Raw genomic sequence first — 24586 nt, forward strand, 5'->3', positions numbered from 1 at the left:
GAGGAACTTCAAATATCAGAGTGACACTCACTCTACCTTTAACAATTCTGCATAATCCCCAAAACAATCCTCATGTTCTAACTGAAATCCAGTTTCAGGCATTCGCGTCGCATAAATCCGTTTACCCGTTTTCTTCTGGCTTTCAACAACCAGTTCAGACAGATTGAGTTGCCGCTGAAACCACTGAATCACTTCATGTAAAGGCACAGGCTGATTATTCGTGACAATATAAGACGGTTCTGGATGTTCCACGTGAAGCAAGTGAGCCAGGAAGCGCGCCAGATCATCAATATGAATCCGGTTGGACCAATGCATATTGGCATAGGTTTTGGTGCTCTCAGCAAGTTTGATCATTCTCGCTACAGAAGTACCATAAATCCCAGTTGGGCGAATGACAATACATTGCTGGGGAAATGCCTGCTGGTAAAGTTGCTCCATTTTCCAGAGTAACTTGCCCTGCTCATCCACAGGCTGAAGAGCAGTTTCATCATCAATTCGCTCACCGGCATTTTCACCATAGACCCGGGTCGAGGACACCACAATAATTCGTTTTACAGGATGATTTTTTAAGGCATTTACAATGGGCTGAACAGAATCGACATAGGTCTGCTGATAGCCCTGTACCGTGCTTTGTGAAGGCGACAATAAAACATAGACCCAATCCACAGGTTCAAGATGATCTAAATCAAGCTGATGCACATCCTGAATCAGATGAGTCGCATAAGCATCCGTTTTCGAACTTTGGCTGATTGTGGTAATTTGGTGGCCTTGCTGAAATAATTGTTTGGCAACCCGGGTAGACGTTTTACCATAACCTATAAATAATATACGCATTAAGCACCTGATGATTTAACTCAAGTTGAGGGCGAATGGCTGCAGTCCATCAATTGCAAGGGGTAGGAACTGCCTCTGCTGCATTACTGGAAAAACTGAATATCTTTAGCACAGATGATTTACTGTTTCATCTGCCGCGTGATTATGAAGATCGTAGCACGATCATCCCCATGAACCAATTGGTCGTGGGGCGCAGCTATTTACTGGAGGGAATCGTTAAAGGGGTCGATTTTCCGCCCGGTAAGCGTAAATCTATGGCCGTACAGCTACAGGATGATTTTGGCAAAGTCACCTTGCGTTTTTACCATGTCTATAAAGCCCTGACCGATCGTGCCAAGGTCGGCAACCGCTTGCGCATTTTTGGTGAAGTCCGCGTGGGTGCGCGTGGTCTGGAGCTGTATCATCCGGAAATTCAGCTCATTACTGAACATACGCCCTTACCGAAAACCCAGCTCACCGCGATTTATCCTGCAACCGATGGTCTAACCCAGCCCAAACTGCGTGAATATGTCAAACAGGCGCTGAAACAGCACAGCGATGAGCTGCCCGAATTGTTACCGGAAAAATTCACCAATGGTTATGCACTGAAACAGGCACTTGAATATATTCATGAACCACCGCTAAATGCCAACATGTTGCAACTGGCCCAAGGTTCGCATCCAGCACAGCAACGGCTGATTTTTGAAGAACTGGTGGCGCATCAGATCAGTCTGTTATCACGGCGTGCCTATATTCAGCAGATTGCCGCCCCTTCTTTTAGTCCAAGTAAAAATTTTGCCAAACAGTTATTGGACAGCTTGCCCTTTAGCCTGACCAGTGCACAAAAGCGGGTTTCCAAGGAAATTGTGCAGGATTTAAAACAGAACAAACCAATGCTGCGTCTGGTTCAGGGCGATGTCGGTGCAGGAAAAACCCTAGTGGCTGGCGTTGCCGCCTGTCATGCTTTAGAAGAAGGCTGGCAAGTGGCGCTGATGGCACCGACCGAAATTCTGGCGGAGCAGCATTATCTGAATTTTAAAAAATGGTTTGAACCTTTAGGCCTGAATGTTTCCTGGCTTTCGGGCAAGCAGAAAGGCAAAGCCCGTACAGCGGCCGAGCAAACCATTAAACAGGGAACAGCCAATCTGGTGGTGGGTACCCATGCCCTGTTTCAGGAAAATGTCGAATTCAGCAAACTCGGCCTGGTGATTATTGACGAGCAGCATCGCTTTGGGGTCGATCAGCGGCTGGCGCTGCGTAATAAAGGTGCCAATAACATGACTCCGCATCAACTGGTGATGACCGCTACCCCGATTCCACGCACACTCGCCATGTCCGCTTATGGTGATCTGGATACCTCGGTGATTGACGAACTACCGCCCGGCCGTACCCCGATTCAGACCGTCACCATCCCTTTGGATCGCCGCGAAGAGGTGCTCAGCCGAATTGCCAGCAATTGCGGCGAAGGCAAACAGGCTTATTGGGTGTGTACTCTGGTGGAACAGTCGGAAACGCTGGATGCGCAGGCGGCTGAAGCGACGTATCAGGAAATTAAGGAACGCTTTCCACAGCTCAACATTGGTCTGGTGCATGGCAAGATGAAGGCCGATGAAAAACAGGCAGTGATGCAGCAATTTAAAGACAATCAGCTGCAACTCTTGATTGCCACTACGGTAATTGAGGTTGGCGTGGATGTACCCAATGCATCCATCATGGTGATTGAAAATGCCGAGCGTCTGGGGCTTTCCCAGCTGCATCAGCTACGCGGTCGGGTCGGTCGTGGTGCGACTGCCAGTTTCTGTGCCTTACTATATAAAAATCCGCTTTCGCAAAATGGACAGGAACGACTGCGGATTATGCGTGAAACCAATGACGGTTTTATCATTGCCGAAAAAGATCTGGAAATTCGCGGTCCGGGTGAGTTGCTTGGCACCAAGCAAACCGGTGATATGGGTTTTCGGGTAGCCAAACTGGAACGTGATGATCATCTGCTGAATCAGGCACATTATGTTGCACAGCAAATTCTGAAAGACTATCCGGAAAATGCAGAGGCTTTACTGAAACGCTGGTTACCTGAAGCGCCGCGCTATGCCTATGTGTAAAAGATAATTTTACCTAAGCAATTTTGCGGATTATTGATTACAGTATCAGCAGCATGGATGCTGCTGTTTGCTACCTACATACCGCCTATGCAAAATTAATATTCATAAGAAGAAGAAAAATATGCTGTCATTTATTCATCCCTTACTGCACCAAGCCATGCAGCGGCTTTCTCCATGTGTACTTTGTGGCATAGACCATCAACGTCATCATTCACTCTGTACCGACTGCTGGCAACAACTTCCCTGGTTGAAACAGAACATCCAGCGACAGGAAATGCAGATTCAGGTGGCCTGTCATTATGCCTACCCGATGGACCGTATTATTCAAAAATTCAAATATGAACAGCAACTGCACTTTCAAAACCTGCTGGCTGGCTCACTTATCGACCTCAAGCTTCCCAAAATCCAGGCCATCGTCCCGATGCCGATTTCCAGTCAACGACTGGCAGAACGCGGCTATAACCAGTCATTGGTGCTTGCGAAAATTTTGGCAAAACAGCTGAAGATTCCGGTCTGGCAACCGGTGGCACGACTGGCCCAGCATTCGCAAAAAGGCTTGAGCCGTATTGAACGGCTTGACCAGATTGAGCAGCAATTCGTGATTGCCACAAAAACCCGCGTCCGTTACCGTACGGTACTGATGCTGGATGACGTGGTCACGACCGGCAGTTCGCTGCATGCCTTAAAACAGAAACTGGAACAATTAGGCTGTCAAAAGATTTATGCAGCCTGTATTGCCAGTGCAGAGATTTAAAGCCAGGAAAGGAAGTCTGCTTATTTCCTGGCAGAAGCCTATGCTCATCCTTGCTGAGAAGAATTTATTTTATTCATCAGGACATCGTGCTTTCTGTTAAAAATTGCTTCACCCAGGGCATGACAATTTCACGGGTTAAAGGTGCCAGTGGGGTTGTTTTATCCTCTAAACCGACCCACTTCATCTCGGCAATTTCAGCATCAATTTTTGGGGCATGATCTAAAGTTACATGATAAACATAGCTGACCAGCTGATAATCTGGCTCGTTGGCGGTTGCCGTTTCAAAACGACCGACGAATTGTTCAATTGAAGCCTGGCAGCCAATTTCTTCCTGAATTTCACGCAGCATGGTCGCTTCAGGTGGCTCGTTGGGTTCCAGCTTGCCACCCACCTGCATAAAGCAGGAAGTATTCTGCTTACGCACCACCAAAAGTTGCTGTTGCTCATTTAAAATAATGGCAGCCGCTACCGTAATCACTTTCATCTTTATTTCACCAGCACTTGTTGATCAGCCATACCCCATTTCGGCTGTGGTGCCTGAAAAGCGTCAAACTGTTGCAAAATTTCTTCAATGCAGTCCGAAGCAATAATGCTGTCCGCAAAACGTGGCTGGGTAAAACCTTTCACTGTCGTAAACTGAATAAACTTGAGTAAATCATCATAAAAACCGGCCACATTTAAAAATGCGCAAGGCTTTAAATGAATACCGAGCTGCGCCCAGGTCCATTGCTCAAAAATCTCTTCCAGCGTTCCTGCACCACCCGGCAGTGCAATAAAGGCATCGGACAGTTCCGACATTTTGGTTTTGCGTTCATGCATATTGGCCACCACATGCAATTCGGTTAAATGCGGATGAGCCAGCTCACGATCCACCAATACATTGGGAATGACACCAATGACTTTTCCGCCTGCCTGTAAAGCACTGTCGGCCACTACTCCCATCAAGCCAGAACGGCCGCCACCATAGACCAGCGTTTTACCTTGCTGGGCGATGGTCTGCCCCATTTTTTGCGCGGTGTCTAAAAAAATGGAATCTGTCCCAATAGAAGAGCCGCAAAAAATTGCGATTGATTTCGTCATTTTTTCACCATGTTTTACAGATGTCATATTAATAAAGTAAATTTTCAGGAGATTTTTTAATAAAAAAGCGATTGAATCAGTGTTTTTATTCAATTCCTTGTCTAAAATACACCCATCAATTAACCTATACTGCGCAGGGAAAAGACAGCATGCTTGAAGCCTTTTACGCCACAGAGCGCGGTAGTTTGGAAGATGCCACCATCAATGGTGGTTTTGATCTCCACCCGGATTTAGTGTGGATCGATCTCATTGCCCCATCACAAGAAGAACAACAATGGGTCTTAGATGCTTATGAGCAAAATTTACCCACCCTAAAATCTTTAGAGGATATTTCTTCATCGGCACGATTTTACCGTGATGATGACGGTATTTTACATATCAGCACCTACTTTTTGACGAAAAATAAAAATTTTCAGGTCGATGGCGAAACCGATGACAATTCGAGTATTTTAGCAACCGTGCAAACGGTGGCTTTTATTCTGCATAAAGAACGCCTGTTTACCCTGCGCGGTGAAAAACTGGTGGCCTTTCGTGCTTTCCGTGCCCGTGCCCGCCGCAATGACTATGAGATTGACTACAAAGACCCGACCTGGGTGCTGCTGGGTCTACTGGAAGCCAAACTGGACGAGCTTGCGGATATCCTGGAAGATATCCACAAAGACCTGGAAAAGTATTCCACAGAAGTGCTGAACAACCGCCATCGCGAACAGATTCTCGATCTGGATGACATGATTACCCGTCTGGCACAACTCGAGGACATGCTCGGAAAAGCGCAATTGTGTTTAATCGATTTGCGTCGTGTCCTGACTTTCCTGTCCCGTCCACGTGCTTTGGGCAGTCATATTTACGATGCCGATATTCGGGAACTCAGCGAAGACGTTCGGTCTCTGGTCGAACATGATGCCTTCCTGTTCCAGAAGGTTCGATTCTTGCTAGATACCACCTCCGGATTCATTAATACCGAACAGAACGATACGATTCGTCGATTCTCGATCTTGCCAAGCATGCTCGCGCCACCCATGCTGGTTGCCAGTGTTTATGGCATGAATACCGATGTGCTACCTTTTGCACGAGGCACCACCAGCTTCATTATGGTCAGTATTATTTTAGCGGCTTTCTTTATCGGACCACTGGCCTATTTCCGCTGGAAGAAATGGATTTGAGGCATCATTTATCCTCCCTCCTTCCAGGAGGGAGTTAGAGGGAGGTATTTTAAATCCCATCAATTTCATTACTTATCTAAGCTGCTTTACTCGCCAATCTAGCTACAGGAAGAAATCTAGAATTCTAATTTTATCCCCTCTCTCTAACTCTCTCCCTGAGGGAGAGAGGACTGCTCAATATTCATCTCTTACAAGCTCAGCTCAATAAAAAAGCACCTTCCGGTGCTTTTTTATTGAATTAGGCAATCAGCTGCAGATCATCGTGCAAATGACAGGCCTGAATGATTTTCAGCATCTTCTCAGGGACTGCTTTAAACTGTAAGCCTTGGGCTTTCGGGGTCTGACGCAACCAGCGCACCAATACGGCCAAAGCCAGCGTACCGCCCTGTTCCAGCTGTGCCAGATTGACCACCACAGGAAACTGATTCTGCGATTGAATCAGTTTCAAACCTTGCTGGTAATAGTCCTCTGCATTGGCATAATCTATTTTGCCGGAAACCTGCAATTCCTGATGAATGAATTGAATCACTGAACACCCTTCTTAGTTATTTTTTATCTACAGATGCATCTGGTTCGAAGTTCGCAATGGCTTTATCGATATTGCCACCATTACGTTTTACCGTTGCAGCAAACTGGTTGCGGAACTGCAAACCTAAATCAATACCAGCCACATTGATATTACGTACCTTCCATTGATTGCCTTTATCCACCAACTGGAAAGATACTGGTGTTTTTTCGCCTTTGTTGTTGAAATCAATTGTGACTACAGGATTTTTACTATTGGTTTCTTTATATGGACGCAGGCTATACGTCTGGTTGGTATATTTAGCAAAAGCTGTACCGTAATTTTCGATTAAAGTTTCACGGAAATTGTGTTCAAACTTGGCACGCTGAGCAGCCGTACTGTACTGATTGGTGGCATAAGTTCCCATCACCAGACGGGTAAAGGCTTGTGAATCAATATAAGGGTCAAGGTTTTGACGCACAATCGCTTTCACTGCAGCAGGATTGTTTTGCAATTTTCCCTGATCCGCTTTTAAACGGCTAATCAGGCCATCCGCCACTTTTTTAACAAACGCCGGTGGCGTTTCAGCCGGTTGTGCAAAAGCAGTACTCGCCATCATTGTTGATAAAACACTTATACCAAGTGTATGTTTAAGTAAAGTATTCATTAAATTCTCCTCTCAAAATTACTCAACAAATGAAGTTTGCGCATCTTCTGTTGATTCAGTTGATGTATTTTCTTCCGCCGCCTTCGCTGATGACTTGCCCGCACCGCCAGTAATGAACTTGCTGATCAAATCCTCAAGATCCATGGTGCCTTGGGTATTGGCAATGCTTTCACCACGTTTGATATAGTTCAGGCCACCACCTGGTACCACTTTCAAATATTTTTCGCCCAATAAACCATTGGTGGCAACCATAATGTAAGCATCTTCATCAATACTGGTGATGGAGTTCATGTTAGCAACAAGTTGCTTTTCCATTTCTTTTTGTTTCGAAGGAGCCGCTTCGCTGTATTCTGTGCTATAGCGCAATTCTTCCAAAGCATTGGCTTGAACCTTTTTCAGCTGTTCTTTGTTAAAAGAAGTTAACTTGCCGTCCAGGTCAAAATGTACCGTTGCCAAACGCGACACCGGATCAAGGGTAATATCGGTAACACGGCCAATCGTGACGCCACTCATGGTCACTTTGGCACGCGGTTTCAGGCCGTTGACGTTGTCAAAACTTGCCGTCATGCTATAGCTGTCACGCAGGTTGGTTCCCATCAGGCCACTGACTTTCATAGCCAGGAAAAATAACGCAATACCGGTCAGAATGACAAAAATACCTACGGCCAGCTCACTTGCACGTGATTTCATTAAACACCTCCAAACATGACCGCAGTCAACACAAAATCAGAACCTAAAACACACAATGAGGAATACACCACTGTTCGGGTAGTCGATGTTGCAATTCCTTCTGACGTTGGTACACAGGCATAGCCCTGATAGACCGCAATCCAGGTACAAAGCAATGCAAAAACCAGGCTTTTAATAATGGTCCCGTTGAAAATATCTTTATAGAACTGCACGCTATTTTGCATGCCGCTCCAGAAAGAACCCTCATCTACCCCTAAAAAATCGACGCCGACCATTTTACCGCCCATGATGCCAATCGCACCAAAAATAATCGATAACATCGGCAGGCTGACAATTCCGGCCCATAAACGCGGTGAAACAATCCGTTTGAGTGGATCGACCCCAATCATTTCCATACTGGCCAGCTGTTCTGTGGCTTTCATCAGGCCAATTTCAGCCGTTAAAGCCGAACCGGCACGTCCTGCAAACAGCAATGCCGCCACTACAGGAGCCAGCTCTCTTAATAATGTTAGAGATACCATGGTGCCCAGCATGGCTTCCGAGCCAATATTGACCAAAATGGAATAACCCTGTAAGCCCAGCACCAAACCAATAAATAAACCCGATACGGCAATAATCAGTAAAGACATCACGCCTACCCGGTACATTTGGTAAATAAACAGTTTGACCCCAAGCCAGGTCGGCATGGAAAACAGGATTTGCAGCAACATCTGGGTTGCCACGCCAATCCCCTGAACGCGTTCAATGACGCGTTTACCTAATGAGGCAATAGCATTCATGAATGCACCTCATCACTTAAATAAGCCTTATGGCTAAATTGATAATCGACAGGACCTTCAGCAGCACCAGTTAAGAACTGACGCACAAATGCCGATTCATGCTGCTTTAATTCAGCAGGCGTCCCCTCACCCTGAATTACGCCCTCAGCAATAATATAGATGTAGTCGGCAATTGATAAGGTTTCCCCCACATCATGCGACACAATAATCGTGGTTAAATCCAGAGCTTCACGCAAGGTACGAATTAAACGCGTAAGTACGCCTTTTACAATCGGGTCTTGGCCGGCAAAAGGCTCATCATACATGATCAGTTCCGGATCGAGCGCAATTGCACGTGCCAGGGCCACACGACGGTTCATCCCGCCTGAGAGTTCTGCAGGCATGAGCTTTTCGGTACCGCGTAAGCCTACCGATTCCAGTTTGAGTGCCACCAGCTCGGCAATAAGATGTTCAGGAAGCTGGGTATGCGCACGTAACGGAAAAGCCACATTTTCATAGACGCTCATATCGGTAAACAAGGCACCACTTTGAAAAAGCATGCCCATACGTGCACGCGCAGTAAATAATTCCTGACGCGACATATGTGCAATACTTTTGCCGTCCAATAGAATTTCACCGTGCTCTGGTGCCAATTGACCACCAATCAAACGGAGCAGAGTCGTTTTCCCTGTACCTGAAGGTCCCATAATGGCGGTAATCTGACCACGCCGAATCTTTAAACTGACATTATCGAAAATGACACGTTTCCCTCGTTTAAAGCTCAAATCATGGACTTCAATCCAAGATTGAGCTTGTTGAGGCATTTGATTATTCATAGCTGAGGGTTTTCCTGCATTTTTTTCAGCATGCATACTATAAAGGATTCGGGTTTAAAATGTTACCTTTAGATAAAAAGCAACCAATTTACCATAATTTTTAATTTTTTTAATTGTCGTCAGTTATTTGAACCAGCAAGAGACCGGGTTACAGAAAAGAATTATAGATATAGTATGCGATGTTAGTGAGTAATAAAATTAAACCAATATAAGGCATAATCACCTCTTGATTAAAATTCCCAACATAGTCATTAGACTCATTATTCATATTTAACAGAATTAAAACAAACTATGATCCAGTATACATTTTTATTCGACAAGGTCAAAGATTAATCCCATAAAAAAACCGGTGTTTCCACCGGTTTTTTACTACCCAAATCTAACGTTATTAGTCGTTAAATTTGCGACGTGGGCGATCTTCACCAAAACTGCGCTTAGGACGATCTTCACCAAAGTTGCGTTGTGGACGGTCACCAAAATCACGCTTAGGACGGTCGCCGAAGCTGCGTTGCGGACGGTCGCCATTGAATTCGCGACGTGGACGGTCACCACCTTCACGCGCTGGTTTATAGTCTACGCGGTTGCCACGGTTGTCATCGTTAGAACGCGGTTTGTCACCAAAACTGCGTTGCGGACGATCACCGAAGTCACGACGTGGACGATCTTCACCGCCAAAGCTACGTTGTGGACGATCACCGAAGTCACGACGTGGACGATCTTCAAAACCACCTTCGCGACGTGGACGATCGCTGTTGAATTCACGACGTGGACGATCTTCGAAAGAACGTTGCGGACGGTCGCCATTAAATTCACGACGCGGACGGTCGCTGTTAAATTCGCGACGTGGACGGTCTTCACCAAATGAAGGACGTTCGCTGCGTGGTTTGTCATCATAGCTGCGACGTGGACGATCTTCACCGCCTTCACGACGTTTGAAGTTGCTTTCACCTTCAAAACGACGACCGCCACCGAAACCGCCACGGCCACCACGACCGCCGTCACGACGACCACGACCGCCATCACGGCTACCACGTGCAGGAGGTGGAGATGGCTCAAGACCTTCAATTTCAGAAACGTTTAAACGCGTTTCCAAATAATCTTCCAAAGCACGGATTTTGCCGCGTTCACGGTAAGTTGCCAAAGTAATGGCTTTACCAGTACGACCCGCACGGCCGGTACGACCAATACGGTGTACATAATCTTCATTCTTCATTGGAAGACCGAAGTTAATTACGTGCGAAATGGTTGGTACATCCAGACCACGTGCTGCAACGTCAGTCGCAACCAGGATTTTTGCACGGCCTTCACGAATACTGCGTAAACGACGGTTACGTACGGTTTGTGGCATCGCACCGTGAAGTGCTACAACAGATAGACCCGCTTCTGAAAGTTCTTCAGCCAGCATGTCGGTATCTTCTTGAGTAGAAGCAAATACTACTGCCTGATCCAGATCTTCTTCATTTAACCAGTGGGTAAGCAATTTTTTCTTGTGCTCGAAACCATCAGTCCAATGTAAAGTCTGAGTGATGTCAGTATTGGTTGAATGACCTGTTTCAATTGCAATACGTTCAGGATCATTCATCATGCGTTCAGCAAGATTAATGATACGTGGTGCAAATGTTGCAGAGAACATTAAGGTTTGTGTACGGTTAACCGCTAAATCACTGATGGCTTCCAGGTCTTCAGAGAAACCGAGGTCAAGCATACGGTCAGCTTCATCGACAATTAATGAATCCACTTTATCCAGTTTAATTTGACGACGGTTAACCAGGTCAAGCAAACGACCTGGAGTTGCTACCACAACCTGCGCGCCTTTTAACTGCTGGATCTGTTTACCAAAAGGCATACCACCCATGATCGCAGCCACACGAACGCCTTTCATATGACGAACGAATGCAATCGCATCCTGACATACTTGTTGTGCAAGCTCACGCGTCGGTGAAATCACCAAAATTGACGGTTGAGTAATTGCTTTCATACGTTCTTTAAACGGTACGAAAGTGTCTTGATTTGCAAGCGCGTTCAAAGTCGGAAGCAGGAATGCAGCTGTTTTACCAGAACCGGTTTGGCTTGATACTAAAAGATCTTTACCTTCAAGTGCAGCAGGAATCGCTTGTTCTTGTACAGGAGTTGGCGTAGTGAAGCCTAAGCCTTCTAGAGCCTGTGTTAACGACTCATCAAGGGAAAAATCAGCAAAAGTTTTGCTCATAGAGAGTATTCACCCGAAAATGGGTGCTCCATTTAATAAATTACAATATGGACATCGGCAAAAAGCGGCACAGCAATTAGAGCTGAAAAATATAAGAATTCAGCAGCGATCCGAATAACGACGATGTGGATATAACGCACGCATGATTACGGCCGCAAACCTGAAGGAATCGCTTAAGCGATTGGGGCGCGAAGGATATGTCCTCTCTATGGACAGGACGCGCATACAATGATTAGAAGATAATGTTCAGGTAAAGAACGGAAATTTAAGTGCGTGGCGGCATAATAACAGAACCATTTAAAAAAGTAATCATTTTTTTCGATCAAATTATGCATACATACTGTTTTTTTCAGTAACAGTCTATTTTACAACTCAATTTTGTTTAATTTTTAAACAACCAATATTGTAACCCTTTATATGGGTAAACATACGGGCAAATGGATGCTATCCGGCATTTTCATGCCATCAGGAATTTAATTCAAAAATAAAAAAAGCCCTCACAAGGAGAGCTCTTTTGTCATGTCACTCGATTCAATCGATCTTACTTGGCTGCGTCACCCCAAGCTGGAACAACAGCCTGCATTAAAGGTTTCAGCATTTTCATAGAGCAAGCAAGCACTTGACCATTTTCCATAGAATCGGCACCACCACGTGCATCCACTACAGTACCACCCGCTTCTTTCACGATTAACTCGCCTGCAGCGATATCCCAAGGTTTCAAGCCAAGTTCAAAATAACCATCCAAACGGCCTGCAGCCACATACGCCAAGTCTAATGCAGCAGAACCTGCACGACGGTATTGTGCACCCGCTTCAGTTACGTTTAATAATGAATCGAAATGGTTTTTTGCATAAGAAATCACTTCACCGTTACGTTTAGCACGGTAAGCATGACCTACGGCAAGGAAAGTATTTTGCAGGCTGTCTTTGACATTTACGCGAATACGGCGTTGATTCAACATTGCACCGCGACCACGACTGGCAGAGAATAACTCGTCTTTCACAGGATCATAAATGACACCGTGTTGAGTCACACCTTTGTGCTGAACAGCAATAGAAATACAGAAATGCGGGAAACCGTTAATGAAGTTTAAAGTCCCATCCAGCGGATCGATCACCCAACACCAGTCGGCGTCGTGACCTTTACCTTCTTGCAGACCAAACTCTTCACCAAGGAAGCTGTGGTTTTTATAGCTTTTACGTAGCGTATCGATAGTCAACTGTTCCAAATAACGGTCTACACGCGTTACCGGACCATCAATCCCTTTTTCTTCGACTTGTAGATCGAGTTTATGACGATTTTGATGCGCTTTTAAAAGCTCTTGACCAACTAATTGAGCCGCACGCGCAGCCATCACCACCATAGGTTCCATTGAACACCCACTACAATTTGAAGATATTGATAAAGAATAATGCATAAAAGCCCTCGCATTTTAGCAAATACGAGGGCTTTTAGGGAAAAAATGTTTCTAAAATTTTTAAGCCGATCAGGACACCGACTGCACAAGTTTTGACCAGGCCAATTCAATTGATTTTTCAATGCCTTTGGCATCCAGTCCGGCCTGTTGCAGCATCTGTGCATGCGAAGCCTGGTGCATGAAGATGTCTGCCAGCCCTAAATTCAAGATTGGCTTAACAATTTGTGCCTGAGCAAGGTATTCGTTTACCGCACTGCCTGCACCAGCCATCACGGCATGTTCCTCAACCGTTACAAATAAACTGGTTGTCGCAGCCAGCTGTTCAATGATCTGCTCGTCCAAGGGTTTAACGAAGCGCATATTTACCACACGCACCCCCACCTCATGGCTAGCGGCGAGAGTTTGTGCTGCTTCTACCGCCACACTGACACGGCTACCGAATGCCAGAATGCTGATCTGGTCTTCTTGAGATTCATTAAAACTGGCCACAATTTCTGCTTTGCCAATCTCCAAAGCCGTCATCTGTTGCTGAATTTCCACCCCTACCCCATTGCCACGCGGGTAACGCACCGCTGCGGGACCATTGTATAAATAAGCAGTATGCAGCATCTGACGACATTCATTTTCGTCTTTAGGCGCCATGATCACCATATTCGGGACAGTACGCATAAAGGCATAGTCATAAGCCCCGGCATGGGTCGGGCCATCTTCACCCACCAGCCCGGCACGGTCGATGCCGAAAGTAACATCCAGATTTTGCAAGGCTACGTCATGAATCAACTGGTCATAACCACGTTGCAGGAAAGTCGAATAAATCGCCACGACCGGTTTTAAACCTTCGCAGGCCATCCCTGCTGCCAATGTTACGGCATGCTGTTCAGCAATCGCCACATCAAAAAAGCGTTCCGGGAACTGTTTGGCAAACTGCACCATGCCTGAACCTTCACACATAGCCGGCGTAATGGCCAGCAAACGCTGATCTTGAGCGGCTTCATCACAGAGCCATTGTCCAAACACATCGGAATATTTCGGTGCTGGATTGCTTGAAGATGCAGCATTTAATTTGCTGATGGCATGGTATTTAATCTGATCGGCTTCCGCAGGCGCAAAGCCTTTACCTTTTGTGGTATAGACATGAATTAAACGCGGACCTTTACGTTTTTTCAGGGCATTAAACACTTGCACCAGCTGATTGACATCATGACCGTCAAATGGGCCAAAATAGTCAAAACCGATAGCTTTAAACAGGTTGTCTGCAGCATCTGTTGCAGCACTGTGCAAACGTGAGTTATAGGTCCATGCTGGATGAGGCTGCACATAGGCTTCACCTTCATCCGAAACATTGACCGACTGGCCCCGTTCCCATATGGCAGCCAGATGTTTGGCAAAACCACCGGTACTGCATGAAATGGACATGTCGTTGTCATTCAGTACCACAATCAAATCAGCATCATGTGCAACGGCATCATTCATGGCTTCAAAGGCCATACCGGCGGTCATGGCACCATCACCAATAATGGATACCACTTCACATGGGTCTTTCTGGTAACGGCGCGCCAGTGCCATGCCCAGTCCCGCAGAAATGGCTGTTGAAGAGTGCCCCACCCCAAAGGTATCGAATATCGATTCTTCACGTGCAGGAAAGGCAGCCAAACCGTCTTTGGCACGAATGGTGGTCAACTGTTCACGGCGACCGGTCAAGGCTTTATGCGGATAGGCCTGATGACCCACATCCCAGATCAGGCGATCATGCGGAGTATTAAAACAATAGTGCAAAGCCACCGTGAGTTCGATCACCCCCAGATTGGCACCAAAATGCCCACCGCTTTGTCCTGCTGCATACAAAATGTACTGACGTAACTCATCCGCCACTTGTTCTAGTTGGCTACGCTCGAGCAATCGTAATTGTTGAGGATGATCAATCGCATCCAGCAACGGAGTTACAGGGCGGTGAGTCGGTATTTCTGTATACAACATAAATGGCGAAGCCTTCTAAAGCCTGGCAAATCCTAAGCTAGGTCAATGGGTTTATTCGAGCATAATGATCGAATTGTATCACCTTTAAATCAGCCACATTTCTAGCGATGCAGTTTAGAGGCAAATCTCTACACTGGGTGTTTGTTCATGAGCGAGATTATCCTGAATAATCTTACTATTTATCAACCATTATCGTTCGCTTTATACAAAAAAGAAAATCTTCTGCATAAATTCATCTTTACAATTCAACTAATGTCCAATCATTCCGCTATACTTTAGCCAATTAATGAACTATTTAACGAGTTAAGCAGTGCCCATAGAATTTGTCGCGACTTCAAGATTACCAACCGCTTTTGGTGAATTTAAAATCACGGTATTTCAAGACCCTAAAACGGGCGAAGAACATGTAGCACTTTCTAAAGGTCTGGATACGCCGCCCACTGAACCGGTATTGGTGAGGATTCATTCTGAGTGTTTAACCGGTGATGCCTTTGCTTCACTGAAATGCGATTGCGGCCCGCAACTGCAAGCCACCCAGAAATTGATCAATGAAGTCGGTCAAGGCGTGATTCTGTATTTACGTCAGGAAGGTCGCGGTATTGGACTGACCAACAAGATTCGTGCCTATGCCCTGCAAGACCAGGGACACGATACGGTGGATGCCAACTTGATGCTGAACTTGCCGGCGGATGCACGACGCTATGACATGTGTACCATCATGCTCGACCATTTGCAGGTCAAGCAGGTTAAACTGATTACCAATAACCCTTCCAAGATTCAGGCACTACAAGAACTGGGCATTGATGTGGTTGACCGTGTGCCGCTCACTGTCGGTTTGAATCCTTTTAATGCCCAGTATTTAAAAACCAAACATGAACGCATGGCGCATATGTATAAGAAAGGTGATTTTTAATCTCTTTTTTATAAATTTCCCCTCTTGCGTAACTGTGTTACTCATCTTTAAGAAAGAGGGGAAAAAGCCACTGCTGTCGCATAATTTGAATTTTATTTCAGTATCGAATCAATATGATGATATTTTAAATTTAAGCTTTTGATATTTAATTTTTCACAGCCTTGTCTTTTCTTTAAAAGTTGTAGTGACTTTGTGTAGGCTTAACCCTCCTTTTGACAGACCAAAAGTAGGCAAAAGTCTTTATTCCCCATACACGACGTCCTGTCGTGATGGGGAATGTATGGCATGCTTGCCACACTCACAAATCTAACACCGAGTATTTAACTATGGGACAGCAGTGAGGAAAAACCTCTCTGAGCGAGACTTAAGCATTGCTTTAAGTCAAAGCGCAAGAAAGAGAGGTTGGAGGGATTAAATAAGATTAAATCGTCATCGAAAAAATCCGGTTCTCCGGAACACGGCGTTTTAAACGCAAATCAAAAGCCATACAAATATTACGTACAAAAGGCTTGCCCTGTTCAGTCACGGTAATGCCCTGCTCATCAATCTGTAATAGCTGATCCTGCTGCATTTCTGCAAGTTGCAGCAAAACCTCGGGCAGTTCAGGAAATTGCATCTCTTTCGATGCCCAGGATGTGGTAAAAGTACACATCAAGTTCAAGATATGTTTGCGAATCATCAAATCTTCGGCACTCAGCACATGGCCTTTGACCACCGGAATTTCATCTTGCTCCAGACGTGCATAATAATCTTCCAGTTTCTTTTCATTTTGCGCAAAGCTGTACCAGCTGTCGCTAATGGAAGAAATTCCCAGGCCAATCATCACTTGGGTTTTGGATGCGGTATAGCCCATAAAGTTGCGATGTAAAGTCCCCTGTTTAAAGGACTGGTACATGCCGTCTTTTTCTAGGGCAAAATGATCCATACCAATTTCATGATAACCATGCGCCAGCAGTTGTTTTTTGCCTTCTTCATAGCACTGGCGTTTCAATTCATCTTTCGGTACATCGGCATCTTTAAAACCACGCTGGCCATTGCCCTTAATCCACGGCACATGAGCGTAGCTATAAAATGCCAAACGGTCTGGCATTAAACTCTTGGTTTGATCAATGGTATTCAGCACATCTTCCAGGTTTTGAAAAGGCAAGCCAAAAACCAGATCATGGGAAATGGAGGTATAACCGATTTCACGTGCCCACTCCGTGACACGCTGTACATGTTCAAAAGGCTGAATCCGGTGAATGGCTTTTTGCACCGTTTCATTGTAGTCCTGCACACCATAGCTAACCCGACGAAAACCCAGATCATACAAGGCTTGCAGATGTTCACGGGTGGTATTATTGGGATGCCCTTCAAAGCTGAATTCATGCTCGGCAGCCACCTCTGCCTTTGCCAGAATGCCCTGTATTAACTGTTGTAAATGCTCAACCGAAAAGAAGGTCGGTGTGCCGCCACCCAAATGAATTTCTTTAATTTTCGGCGTTGTTGCCAGCAACTGGCAATACAAGTCCCACTCCTTGAGCACGGCCTGAATATAAGGCTGTTCCATCTCATGCTTTTTCGTGACCCGTTTATGGCAGCCACAGAAGGTACACAGGCTTTCACAGAAAGGCAGATGGATATACAGACTGATACCTTCACTTGAGTTAGATTCATCAAAAGAACGCTTTAAGCTCTGTTTCCACAGCTCAAGTGAAAATGGCTCGGTTTCCCAGTACGGCACCGTTGGATAACTGGTATAACGGGGTCCCGGCACATTATATTTTTGAATTAAAGAACGCGTCATCGCTGCTATCCACTCTCTACTGCAACAGCCGGTTATACCTATAACCGAACCTATATTTTGCATACATATTCAACTCATTTTGCTGGGCTTGGTCATAGAATTCAACCTAGCGATCTAGTCGGAATATTTTTCAGCGACCACTTTGCATCAAAGTCTGCATAAAATGAATGGTATCTGTTTTCAATAAAAAGCGTGCTGCATAAAAATCCTTACTCTTTTATACAATTTATGCTTTGATGTATCTCAGTTTTCTTTTCCGCTATGAGGGCTTTGATGCAGCATCCTACATCTGCCGATATTCAACGCGTTCGCGAATTCCTGCTTGACCTGCAAAGCCGTATTTGCTCAGCACTTGAACAACAAGAACAACAAGGTGGCGGCACAGCTCAATTTGAAATTGATGACTGGCAGCGTCCTGAAGGCGGTGGCGGCCGTTCACGTGTGTTGCAAAACGGCAGCGTGATTGAAAAAGGCGGGGTCATGTTCTCGCACATCAACATTTCCAGACTTCCCGCTTCTGCCACAGAGCGTCATCCGCAAATTGCCGGTGCCAAAGCCCAAGCCATGGGCGTGTCTTTAGTGATTCATCCAAAAAATCCCAATGTGCCGACTTCACATGCCAACGTACGCCTGTTCGTGGCCGAAAAAGAAGGCCAGGATCCGGTATGGTGGTTTGGTGGCGGTTTCGACTTGACGCCATTTTATCCCAATGATGAAGATGTTTTGGCGTGGCATCAAAAAGCCCATGAGCTATGTGCACCATTTGGTAATATGGTGTATGCCGAACATAAAAAATGGTGTGATGATTATTTCTATTTAAAGCATCGTGATGAACAGCGCGGGATTGGCGGCTTATTTTTTGATGATTTGAACCAGTGGGATTTTGAAACCTGCTTTCAGTATATGCAGGCGGTCGGCAATGGTTATCTGCAAGCGATTGTTCCGGTCTTTCAACGCAACCAGGATAAACCGTATAGCGAAGCCCAGCGTGACTTCCAGCTTTACCGTCGTGGCCGCTATGTAGAATATAACCTGGTCTATGACCGTGGCACTTTATTCGGTCTGCAAACTGGCGGCCGGATTGAATCGATTCTAGTCAGTATGCCGCCATTGGCCGCCTGGTCGTATCGTCCCGAGTGGGAGGAAAATTCGCCTGAAAAACGCCTGACCGACTATTATCTCAAACCGCATGACTGGTTGACTGAACTTAAGAAATAAAAAAGTTTTGATCCCTTTTTTCGCGCAGAAAAAGGGATTTTTCCACTGAAATACATTTTAAAACCACATCACGACTTTAATATTTAAATAATTAAAATCAATACATTAAAATAATCAAAATATTTAACCAGTGCATTAATACAAGAAAACAGACATATTTCCTTACAGCACTAGACACGAGTGTGTCACAAAAATCGTTTAGACTGATTGACTACATTCATGACCTATACAGATTTAATCAGCATGGATAAATACAAAAAAGTATGCTGGAGGGAGAAAATGATGCTCAACACAATCTTAAATCATAAGGTGATTTTATTTTGGTCGATTGTAACTATGATCATCTGTTCAATCACCATTACCCTGCTTTCACACAATACCCTTGCGGACAGCCTGTCAATCAGCTTTACCGTATTTGCAGGTCTGGCTTTATTTTTTACTGCAGCCATGTGGCTTGAAGACCAGGTCCACGACATCTGCAATCCTTGATACCAGATAAACGGCTCTCGTCTTCCAGTTAGATTTGAAAAAGCCGGGGCCAAACGATTTCAGCTTCTGCTGCTCTTTTTTAACTTTCCCCGTGGTGCTGGCTTTAGCCAGGGCACAAAATCACGTATATTGAATGCCATTTCCGCACACGGACCTTGTGAAATGAGCAAACAATTCGCAGTGGTTGGCAATCCAATCGAACAATCACGCTCTCCAGAACTGCATCATGCCTTTGCAGAAAAAACCGGTATTGATCTCGTCTATAGCAAACGCCTTGCTGCACTGGATGGTTTTGAAGCCAATATCCAGGCGTTCTTTGCTCAGGACGGTATGGGCCTGAACGTGACGGTGCCTTTCAAAGAGCAGGCTTTCGCAGCCTGTGCAGTATTAACCGAACGTGCCAAAATTGCCAAGGCAGTCAACACCCTCTGGATGCAAGATGGCAAGCTGCATGGCGACAATACTGATGGCCAGGGTCTGGTCAATGCCATCAAGGCCCTAGACTGGAAACTGGAAGATACTGAGCTGTTGATTATTGGTGCAGGCGGTGCAACCCGTGGGGTCGTCTATCCCCTGGTACAGGCAGGTGCGAAAAAGATCGTCATCGCCAACCGGACTTTAGCCCGTGCAGAACAACTGGTGGCCGATTTGAAACCCGCTGTGCCCCAAGCCACCCTTGAAGCCATTTCATTAAATGATCTGGCAGGCGACTTCGACATTGTCATTAATGCAACTTCGGCAAGCTTGACCGGCGATGCCCTGGTTTTACCTGAAGCTTTACAGTTTAAGCATGCCTATGAAATGGCCTATGGCAAGCCGTCCAGCTTTTTAGATCAGGCCAAAGCCCGCGGTGTTCCGACTTCCGAAGGTTATGGCATGCTGGTGGGACAGGCAATCGAATCTTTTTCGATCTGGAACGGGGTCAAGCCTGAACTCAAAGATTTTCTTTAAATGGTAGGAATCAAATAATTGAAAAGAAGTAAATCACTGCTTCTTTTCAGTTTTTATCGGTATAAATGGCTCACCATTGGATTTTATGACATCTGTCCTGATTTAACCATCTTCCTTCTAAGAAAAAGAGGAAATCCGTTGCCTTTATGTCAAAAATTACAATAACATGTTTATTTAATTATATTTTTACATAAATAATCGAAAGTCGCATATCCCAAAAAATGTACAAAAGCATATAATTATTTAGACTTGAAGCTGAATCATAATATTTTAAATTAGCCTTTCTGACATTTTTCTCAGGCTGCATCATCAATGTATTTTAATCAACAATGTGAATAATCAAATTATCGATTCGGATAATCCAATACTATTTCTAAATTAGGATTAACACTATGCCAGCGTATAAAGCCCCTTTGCACGATATTCGTTTCTTAATGAACGAAGTGCTTGATTACCCAACACATTATAAAACTCTCTCAAATGGTGAAGCAGCAGATGCTGACACTGTAGACATGATTCTTGAAGGTGCGGCAGATTTCTGTGAAAACGTACTTTCTCCACTTAACCAATCCGGTGATGAAGAAGGCTGCCACTTTGAAAATGGTGAAGTCAAAACACCAAAAGGTTTTAAAGAAGCGTATGACCAATTTGTGCAAGGCGGCTGGCAAGGTCTTTCTTTCCCTGAAGAATTTGGCGGTCAAAACCTGCCGCAATCTTTAAACCTGATCAAATCAGAAATGATGGGTACTGCGAACTGGTCATTCCAGATGTACCCAGGTCTGAGTATCGGCTGTATGAACACGATTCTTCAGTTTGGTACTGAAGAACAGAAAAATACCTATATGCCAAACCTGGTCACCGGTGAATGGTCAGGCACGATGTGTCTTACCGAACCACAATGCGGTACAGACTTGGGCCAGGTGAAAACCAAGGCGGAACCAAATGCAGATGGCACGTATTCCATTTCGGGTACGAAAATCTTTATCTCTGCCGGTGAACACGATTTAACAGAAAACATCATTCACATCGTTCTCGCACGCCTTCCAGATGCACCTGCGGGAACCAAAGGTATTTCGCTATTCATCGTGCCAAAATTCTTGGTCAATGCAGACGGTAGCGTGGGTGAGCGCAACCCTGTAACTTGTGGTTCAATCGAACACAAAATGGGGATCCGCGCTTCAGCGACTGCTGTATTAAACTTTGACAATGCAACGGGTTACCTGATTGGCGAGCCGCACAAGGGCCTGCATGCCATGTTCACCTTCATGAACACGGCACGTATCGGTACTGCAATCCAAGGTATTGCGCATGCTGAACTGTCATTCCAGGGCGCCCTTCCTTATGCCAAAGAACGTATGTCCATGCGTGCCCTTTCAGGTAAAAAAGATCCAGAAAAAGTGGCGGATGCGATCATTCATCATGCTGACGTACGCCGTATGCTCTTGACTCAAAAAGCGATTGCTGAAGGCGGTCGTGCAATGATTTATTATGCCGCGCAAATTGCCGACAAAATGGCGGATGCGTTAATGCATGGGGATACTGCAGCCTATGAAGCGCATGATGACCATCTGGGTTTCTACACGCCTATCCTGAAAGGTTTCTTGACTGAATTGGGTTTTGAAGCTGCCAACCACGGTATGCAAGTCTATGGCGGTCATGGTTATATCAAAGAATGGGGCATGGAACAGATTGTTCGTGACTCGCGTATCTCTACCCTTTACGAAGGCACCACCGGTGTACAGGCACTTGACCTGATTGGCCGTAAAGTCCTGTTAACCTCTAGAGGTAAAGTGATTCGTGACTACACGGCTGAAATCCTGAAGTTCTGCGGTCAGCATGCACGCAACAAATACATGCGCCGTTTTGCCTGGGACCTGACCAAGCTATGTGCGCAATGGAATGCACTCACGGTTCGTATCATGCTTGCGGCACGTAAAGACCGTGACATCGTGTCATCTGCTTCCGTCGATTTCCTGATGTTCTCGGGTTATGTCATGATGGCTTACTTCTGGGCGCAGCAAGCCGCTGTAGCTTCGGCAAAACTGGCTTCCGGTGAAGGTCAGGAAGTACCTGAGTTCTACAAAGCGAAAATCAAAACGGCGGATTTCTACTTCGAACGCCTGCTTCCACGCAGTCAAGGTCATGCCGAAGCAATGGTCAACCCATCCAAGACCATGACGTCACTTGCACCTGAACACTTTAGCTTTGACTACTAAGCGGTAAAATTTAGGTCAAAATCAAAGAGCACTACAGTGCTCTTTTTTATGCGCTACAATAATCCAAATGCAGACCCGATTTTCAAAAGCATACAATAATCAAAAAGCATCTGGGGGCTTGTTAGATGAAAAAATTATTTTCAATACTGACCCGCTTTTATCAGCCCTATAGTGTCACTGTGCCTTTGAATACCCATCATCTTGAACAAAAAATGGATTCTCTGCATTTTGCCAGCCTGGGGGATGCTGCCGACCCCATTACACTGCTGAGAACCGGATTGGGAAACCAGCATATTATCCAAGGTCTAGCCATCGATCACAGGCAAAATATGTTGTATACCACGCATGTCGAAGGCCATCCTGAACAGGGCGTGATTAATCGGTTTAAATTTCACAGCTCGAATTTATGGTCGGCACAGGACGCGCAAAAACCTTCACGGCTTATCGGTCATCAGGGGATTTCTGTCGATCCACAAACTAGCTTTATGTTTGCTTCTGCCGGATCAGCCATCCCGAACAAAGGTTGGTATATCCTGAAATTTCAATACGTTCCTCATGCAGAACCCATGAATACTCAAGTCATTCAGGTGTTCGATAAAAGATACAGCAAGATCACCAATACCATGCCGACCTTCACCCCCGACGGAAAATATCTGCTGGTACGCGGCAATAACCATAAAAGAAATGTCATCCGGATTTTTAAGTCCGATCTTATTCGCCAGAAAAAATTAACCGATCTTTGTTTCTTGTATGAAGATGAATGGCCGATTGACTTAGGCTTCACTCAGGATCGCTGTGCATTTCAAGGCCTAAGCACCGATGGAACCTATATCTACCTGCTCAGCGGCAATAAAAATAAAGGCCCTAAACGAATCTATGTGTATGACTTCACGGGAAAACTCATCCAAAAAATGGATCAGGTGACACTCGGCCATTTTGAAGCTTCATCCAGTCAGGCTATCCGCTATTGGGAACCGGAAGGCCTAACGGTAGATAACCGCAACCATCAACTCTATATTCTCTACACCATCGGCAATAGCGGTCAATTTTTGGGCCGTATTTACCGGATAAAAATTAACGCCTAAAACATAATTGAGTCAAGTTAAAGATCTATAAGTATTTTTTTCACTTGTGAAAGCCAATCATGATGAACGGTTATCTTCCATTGATCCGTTAGACTCTGATCATACCCATTAATTTAACTTTAAATTTTCTCATCGTTTTTTATGTTAGTTGTGTAAAAAGATAAAGCTCTTGTGAACCTGTTTAATCAATAAGCCCTCACCTAAACACCATGATTTAATACTAATCGCCCCTTGTCTTTGCTTAAATCAAGCATCGCTTTATATATTTATCTCACAAAGCCACTGAAATTTTACATTGCTTTTCAGGTTATGGACCTATCTTAGTAAGGCAAATTTTAAATCATAAACTTTAAAGGTTGCCGACATGAAAGCAATTACCATGAAGAAGATGATTCACTGTATTGCAGTGAGTAGTGCATTGAGTTTTGCTGCATCTCAAAGTATGGCCATGGAACATCAATCGACCAATGAGGGCAAAGAGCATTCTAAAATGTCGCACGATGCTCATGAACGTTTAACAGACAGTCAAGTGATCAAGGTGGTCAGCACCGCAAATAACGGTGAGATCATGCAGTCAAAAACTGCCTTGCCCAAGCTAAAAATGGATCAAACCCGCAAGTATGCCCAGTTGATGATTAATGCACATTCATCAAATGAGAAAAAAGGCCAGGCCCTGGCAACTCGTCTAAAGTTAACGCCACAAGCGAGCAATATCAGCACATCATTGCAAAATGACAGCGATAAGATTGTGAATAAGCTGGGTCAATCATCAGCAGTTGATAAAGACTATATGATGAGCCAGGTTAAAGTACATCGTAAAGTTCTGATGATTATTGACAAGCAATTGCTACCCAATGCTAAAAATTCCGAATTAAAAAATATGCTTACGCAAACCCGGACTGCAGTGGCCAAACATTTGCAAATGGCTGAACAAATTGTTGCCAAGATGAAATAGCA

22 protein-coding genes are annotated in these 24586 nt (G+C 45.1%); 10 read left to right on the plus strand and 12 right to left on the minus strand.

Annotated elements, in window-relative coordinates; genetic code table 11:
• Positions 1-27: 27 nt before the first annotated feature.
• Positions 28-834, minus strand: coding sequence for an NAD(P)H-binding protein (locus tag H4I94_RS11705; RefSeq protein WP_131273044.1), 807 nt, complete (start codon positions 832-834; stop codon positions 28-30).
• A gap of 35 nt (positions 835-869) precedes the next feature.
• On the opposite strand from H4I94_RS11705, the gene recG reads away from it, so the two are divergent.
• A complete protein-coding gene (recG, locus tag H4I94_RS11710) occupies positions 870-2915 on the plus strand; it encodes an ATP-dependent DNA helicase RecG (RefSeq protein WP_261183200.1) in 2046 nt (681 codons plus the stop codon).
• A 121-nt stretch (positions 2916-3036) separates the two neighbouring features.
• Positions 3037-3669, plus strand: coding sequence for a ComF family protein (locus H4I94_RS11715; RefSeq protein WP_261183201.1), 633 nt, complete (start codon positions 3037-3039; stop codon positions 3667-3669).
• A 76-nt stretch (positions 3670-3745) separates the two neighbouring features.
• On the opposite strand, the gene H4I94_RS11720 is transcribed toward H4I94_RS11715, so the two are convergent.
• Together H4I94_RS11720 and H4I94_RS11725 are read right to left on the minus strand one after the other, a co-directional pair.
• The gene (locus tag H4I94_RS11720) at positions 3746-4153 is read right to left on the minus strand and encodes an NUDIX hydrolase (protein WP_261183202.1); all 408 of its coding nucleotides are present in this window, start codon (positions 4151-4153) and stop codon (positions 3746-3748) included.
• 2 nt (positions 4154-4155) lie between these two features.
• Positions 4156-4749, minus strand: coding sequence for a TIGR00730 family Rossman fold protein (locus H4I94_RS11725; protein WP_171458660.1), 594 nt, complete (start codon positions 4747-4749; stop codon positions 4156-4158).
• A gap of 149 nt (positions 4750-4898) precedes the next feature.
• Here H4I94_RS11725 and H4I94_RS11730 point away from each other — a divergent pair, with 149 nt between their 5' ends.
• Positions 4899-5912 (plus strand): CorA family divalent cation transporter, encoded by a 1014-nt coding sequence (locus H4I94_RS11730; protein WP_092820740.1) that lies wholly within the window; start codon positions 4899-4901, stop codon positions 5910-5912.
• A 238-nt stretch (positions 5913-6150) separates the two neighbouring features.
• On the opposite strand, the gene H4I94_RS11735 is transcribed toward H4I94_RS11730, so the two are convergent.
• The 8 genes from H4I94_RS11735 to dxs all read right to left on the minus strand — a co-directional run bounded on the left by H4I94_RS11735 (position 6151) and on the right by dxs (position 14971).
• The gene (locus tag H4I94_RS11735) at positions 6151-6441 is read right to left on the minus strand and encodes a lipid asymmetry maintenance protein MlaB (RefSeq protein ID WP_092820738.1); all 291 of its coding nucleotides are present in this window, start codon (positions 6439-6441) and stop codon (positions 6151-6153) included.
• Positions 6442-6457: 16 nt separating this feature from the next.
• A complete protein-coding gene (locus H4I94_RS11740; protein WP_092820736.1) occupies positions 6458-7084 on the minus strand; it encodes a phospholipid-binding protein MlaC in 627 nt (208 codons plus the stop codon).
• An 18-nt stretch (positions 7085-7102) separates the two neighbouring features.
• Positions 7103-7774, minus strand: a complete 672-nt coding sequence (locus H4I94_RS11745; protein ID WP_131273050.1) for an outer membrane lipid asymmetry maintenance protein MlaD — start codon at positions 7772-7774, stop codon at positions 7103-7105.
• On the minus strand, positions 7774-8553 hold the full coding sequence (gene mlaE / locus H4I94_RS11750) for a lipid asymmetry maintenance ABC transporter permease subunit MlaE (RefSeq protein WP_092820732.1): 780 nt from the start codon (positions 8551-8553) through the stop codon (positions 7774-7776). The genes H4I94_RS11745 and mlaE overlap by 1 nt, the downstream gene beginning before the upstream one ends.
• Entirely contained in the window at positions 8550-9368 is an 819-nt protein-coding gene (locus H4I94_RS11755) for an ABC transporter ATP-binding protein (RefSeq protein ID WP_261183203.1), read from the minus strand. Before H4I94_RS11755 ends, mlaE begins: the two co-directional genes overlap by 4 nt.
• A gap of 388 nt (positions 9369-9756) precedes the next feature.
• Positions 9757-11577 carry a DEAD/DEAH box helicase gene (locus H4I94_RS11760; protein WP_092820730.1) on the minus strand — a complete coding sequence of 607 codons (1821 nt, stop codon included), beginning with the start codon at positions 11575-11577 and terminating at the stop codon, positions 9757-9759.
• Between the two features lie 541 nt (positions 11578-12118).
• Positions 12119-12949, minus strand: coding sequence for an inositol monophosphatase family protein (locus H4I94_RS11765; protein WP_131273052.1), 831 nt, complete (start codon positions 12947-12949; stop codon positions 12119-12121).
• 114 nt (positions 12950-13063) lie between these two features.
• Positions 13064-14971 (minus strand): 1-deoxy-D-xylulose-5-phosphate synthase, encoded by a 1908-nt coding sequence (gene dxs / locus H4I94_RS11770; RefSeq protein ID WP_261183204.1) that lies wholly within the window; start codon positions 14969-14971, stop codon positions 13064-13066.
• 310 nt (positions 14972-15281) lie between these two features.
• On the opposite strand from dxs, the gene ribA reads away from it, so the two are divergent.
• Positions 15282-15884 carry a GTP cyclohydrolase II gene (ribA, locus tag H4I94_RS11775; protein ID WP_092820724.1) on the plus strand — a complete coding sequence of 201 codons (603 nt, stop codon included), beginning with the start codon at positions 15282-15284 and terminating at the stop codon, positions 15882-15884.
• 421 nt (positions 15885-16305) lie between these two features.
• Here the strand turns inward: ribA and hemN are convergent, their stop codons facing one another.
• On the minus strand, positions 16306-17670 hold the full coding sequence (hemN, locus tag H4I94_RS11780; RefSeq protein ID WP_261183205.1) for an oxygen-independent coproporphyrinogen III oxidase: 1365 nt from the start codon (positions 17668-17670) through the stop codon (positions 16306-16308).
• Between the two features lie 273 nt (positions 17671-17943).
• Between hemN and hemF the strand changes: the two genes are divergently transcribed.
• The 6 genes from hemF (at position 17944) to H4I94_RS11810 (ending at position 24584) form a co-directional block, all read left to right on the plus strand.
• A complete protein-coding gene (gene hemF / locus H4I94_RS11785; protein ID WP_261183206.1) occupies positions 17944-18888 on the plus strand; it encodes an oxygen-dependent coproporphyrinogen oxidase in 945 nt (314 codons plus the stop codon).
• Between the two features lie 282 nt (positions 18889-19170).
• Positions 19171-19377 carry a hypothetical protein gene (locus H4I94_RS11790; protein WP_092820250.1) on the plus strand — a complete coding sequence of 69 codons (207 nt, stop codon included), beginning with the start codon at positions 19171-19173 and terminating at the stop codon, positions 19375-19377.
• Between the two features lie 162 nt (positions 19378-19539).
• The gene (gene aroE, locus H4I94_RS11795) at positions 19540-20328 is read left to right on the plus strand and encodes a shikimate dehydrogenase (RefSeq protein WP_261183207.1); all 789 of its coding nucleotides are present in this window, start codon (positions 19540-19542) and stop codon (positions 20326-20328) included.
• 392 nt (positions 20329-20720) lie between these two features.
• On the plus strand, positions 20721-22544 hold the full coding sequence (locus tag H4I94_RS11800; RefSeq protein WP_261183208.1) for an acyl-CoA dehydrogenase C-terminal domain-containing protein: 1824 nt from the start codon (positions 20721-20723) through the stop codon (positions 22542-22544).
• A gap of 125 nt (positions 22545-22669) precedes the next feature.
• Positions 22670-23629 (plus strand): hypothetical protein, encoded by a 960-nt coding sequence (locus tag H4I94_RS11805; RefSeq protein ID WP_261183209.1) that lies wholly within the window; start codon positions 22670-22672, stop codon positions 23627-23629.
• A gap of 364 nt (positions 23630-23993) precedes the next feature.
• Positions 23994-24584, plus strand: coding sequence for a DUF4142 domain-containing protein (locus H4I94_RS11810; protein WP_092820140.1), 591 nt, complete (start codon positions 23994-23996; stop codon positions 24582-24584).
• The last annotated feature ends 2 nt before the right edge of the window (positions 24585-24586 follow it).

Origin of the sequence: Acinetobacter sp. T_3_1 (assembly GCF_025377055.1) — a bacterium.
GTDB lineage: Bacteria > Pseudomonadota > Gammaproteobacteria > Pseudomonadales > Moraxellaceae > Acinetobacter > Acinetobacter kookii.

Coding starts and splice junctions, on each gene's coding strand:
- mlaE (WP_092820732.1), bottom strand. CDS start 8,553: ATGAATGCTATTGCCTCATTAGGTAAACGCGTCATTGAACGCGTTCAG.
- H4I94_RS11705 (WP_131273044.1), bottom strand. CDS start 834: ATGCGTATATTATTTATAGGTTATGGTAAAACGTCTACCCGGGTTGCC.
- H4I94_RS11800 (WP_261183208.1), top strand. CDS start 20,721: ATGCCAGCGTATAAAGCCCCTTTGCACGATATTCGTTTCTTAATGAAC.
- H4I94_RS11730 (WP_092820740.1), top strand. CDS start 4,899: ATGCTTGAAGCCTTTTACGCCACAGAGCGCGGTAGTTTGGAAGATGCC.
- H4I94_RS11715 (WP_261183201.1), top strand. CDS start 3,037: ATGCTGTCATTTATTCATCCCTTACTGCACCAAGCCATGCAGCGGCTT.
- H4I94_RS11790 (WP_092820250.1), top strand. CDS start 19,171: ATGCTCAACACAATCTTAAATCATAAGGTGATTTTATTTTGGTCGATT.
- H4I94_RS11720 (WP_261183202.1), bottom strand. CDS start 4,153: ATGAAAGTGATTACGGTAGCGGCTGCCATTATTTTAAATGAGCAACAG.
- H4I94_RS11755 (WP_261183203.1), bottom strand. CDS start 9,368: ATGAATAATCAAATGCCTCAACAAGCTCAATCTTGGATTGAAGTCCAT.
- recG (WP_261183200.1), top strand. CDS start 870: ATGGCTGCAGTCCATCAATTGCAAGGGGTAGGAACTGCCTCTGCTGCA.
- H4I94_RS11740 (WP_092820736.1), bottom strand. CDS start 7,084: ATGAATACTTTACTTAAACATACACTTGGTATAAGTGTTTTATCAACA.
- H4I94_RS11810 (WP_092820140.1), top strand. CDS start 23,994: ATGAAAGCAATTACCATGAAGAAGATGATTCACTGTATTGCAGTGAGT.
- H4I94_RS11760 (WP_092820730.1), bottom strand. CDS start 11,577: ATGAGCAAAACTTTTGCTGATTTTTCCCTTGATGAGTCGTTAACACAG.
- H4I94_RS11805 (WP_261183209.1), top strand. CDS start 22,670: ATGAAAAAATTATTTTCAATACTGACCCGCTTTTATCAGCCCTATAGT.
- H4I94_RS11725 (WP_171458660.1), bottom strand. CDS start 4,749: ATGACGAAATCAATCGCAATTTTTTGCGGCTCTTCTATTGGGACAGAT.
- H4I94_RS11765 (WP_131273052.1), bottom strand. CDS start 12,949: ATGGAACCTATGGTGGTGATGGCTGCGCGTGCGGCTCAATTAGTTGGT.
- dxs (WP_261183204.1), bottom strand. CDS start 14,971: ATGTTGTATACAGAAATACCGACTCACCGCCCTGTAACTCCGTTGCTG.
- aroE (WP_261183207.1), top strand. CDS start 19,540: ATGAGCAAACAATTCGCAGTGGTTGGCAATCCAATCGAACAATCACGC.
- H4I94_RS11745 (WP_131273050.1), bottom strand. CDS start 7,774: ATGAAATCACGTGCAAGTGAGCTGGCCGTAGGTATTTTTGTCATTCTG.
- hemN (WP_261183205.1), bottom strand. CDS start 17,670: ATGACGCGTTCTTTAATTCAAAAATATAATGTGCCGGGACCCCGTTAT.
- hemF (WP_261183206.1), top strand. CDS start 17,944: ATGCAGCATCCTACATCTGCCGATATTCAACGCGTTCGCGAATTCCTG.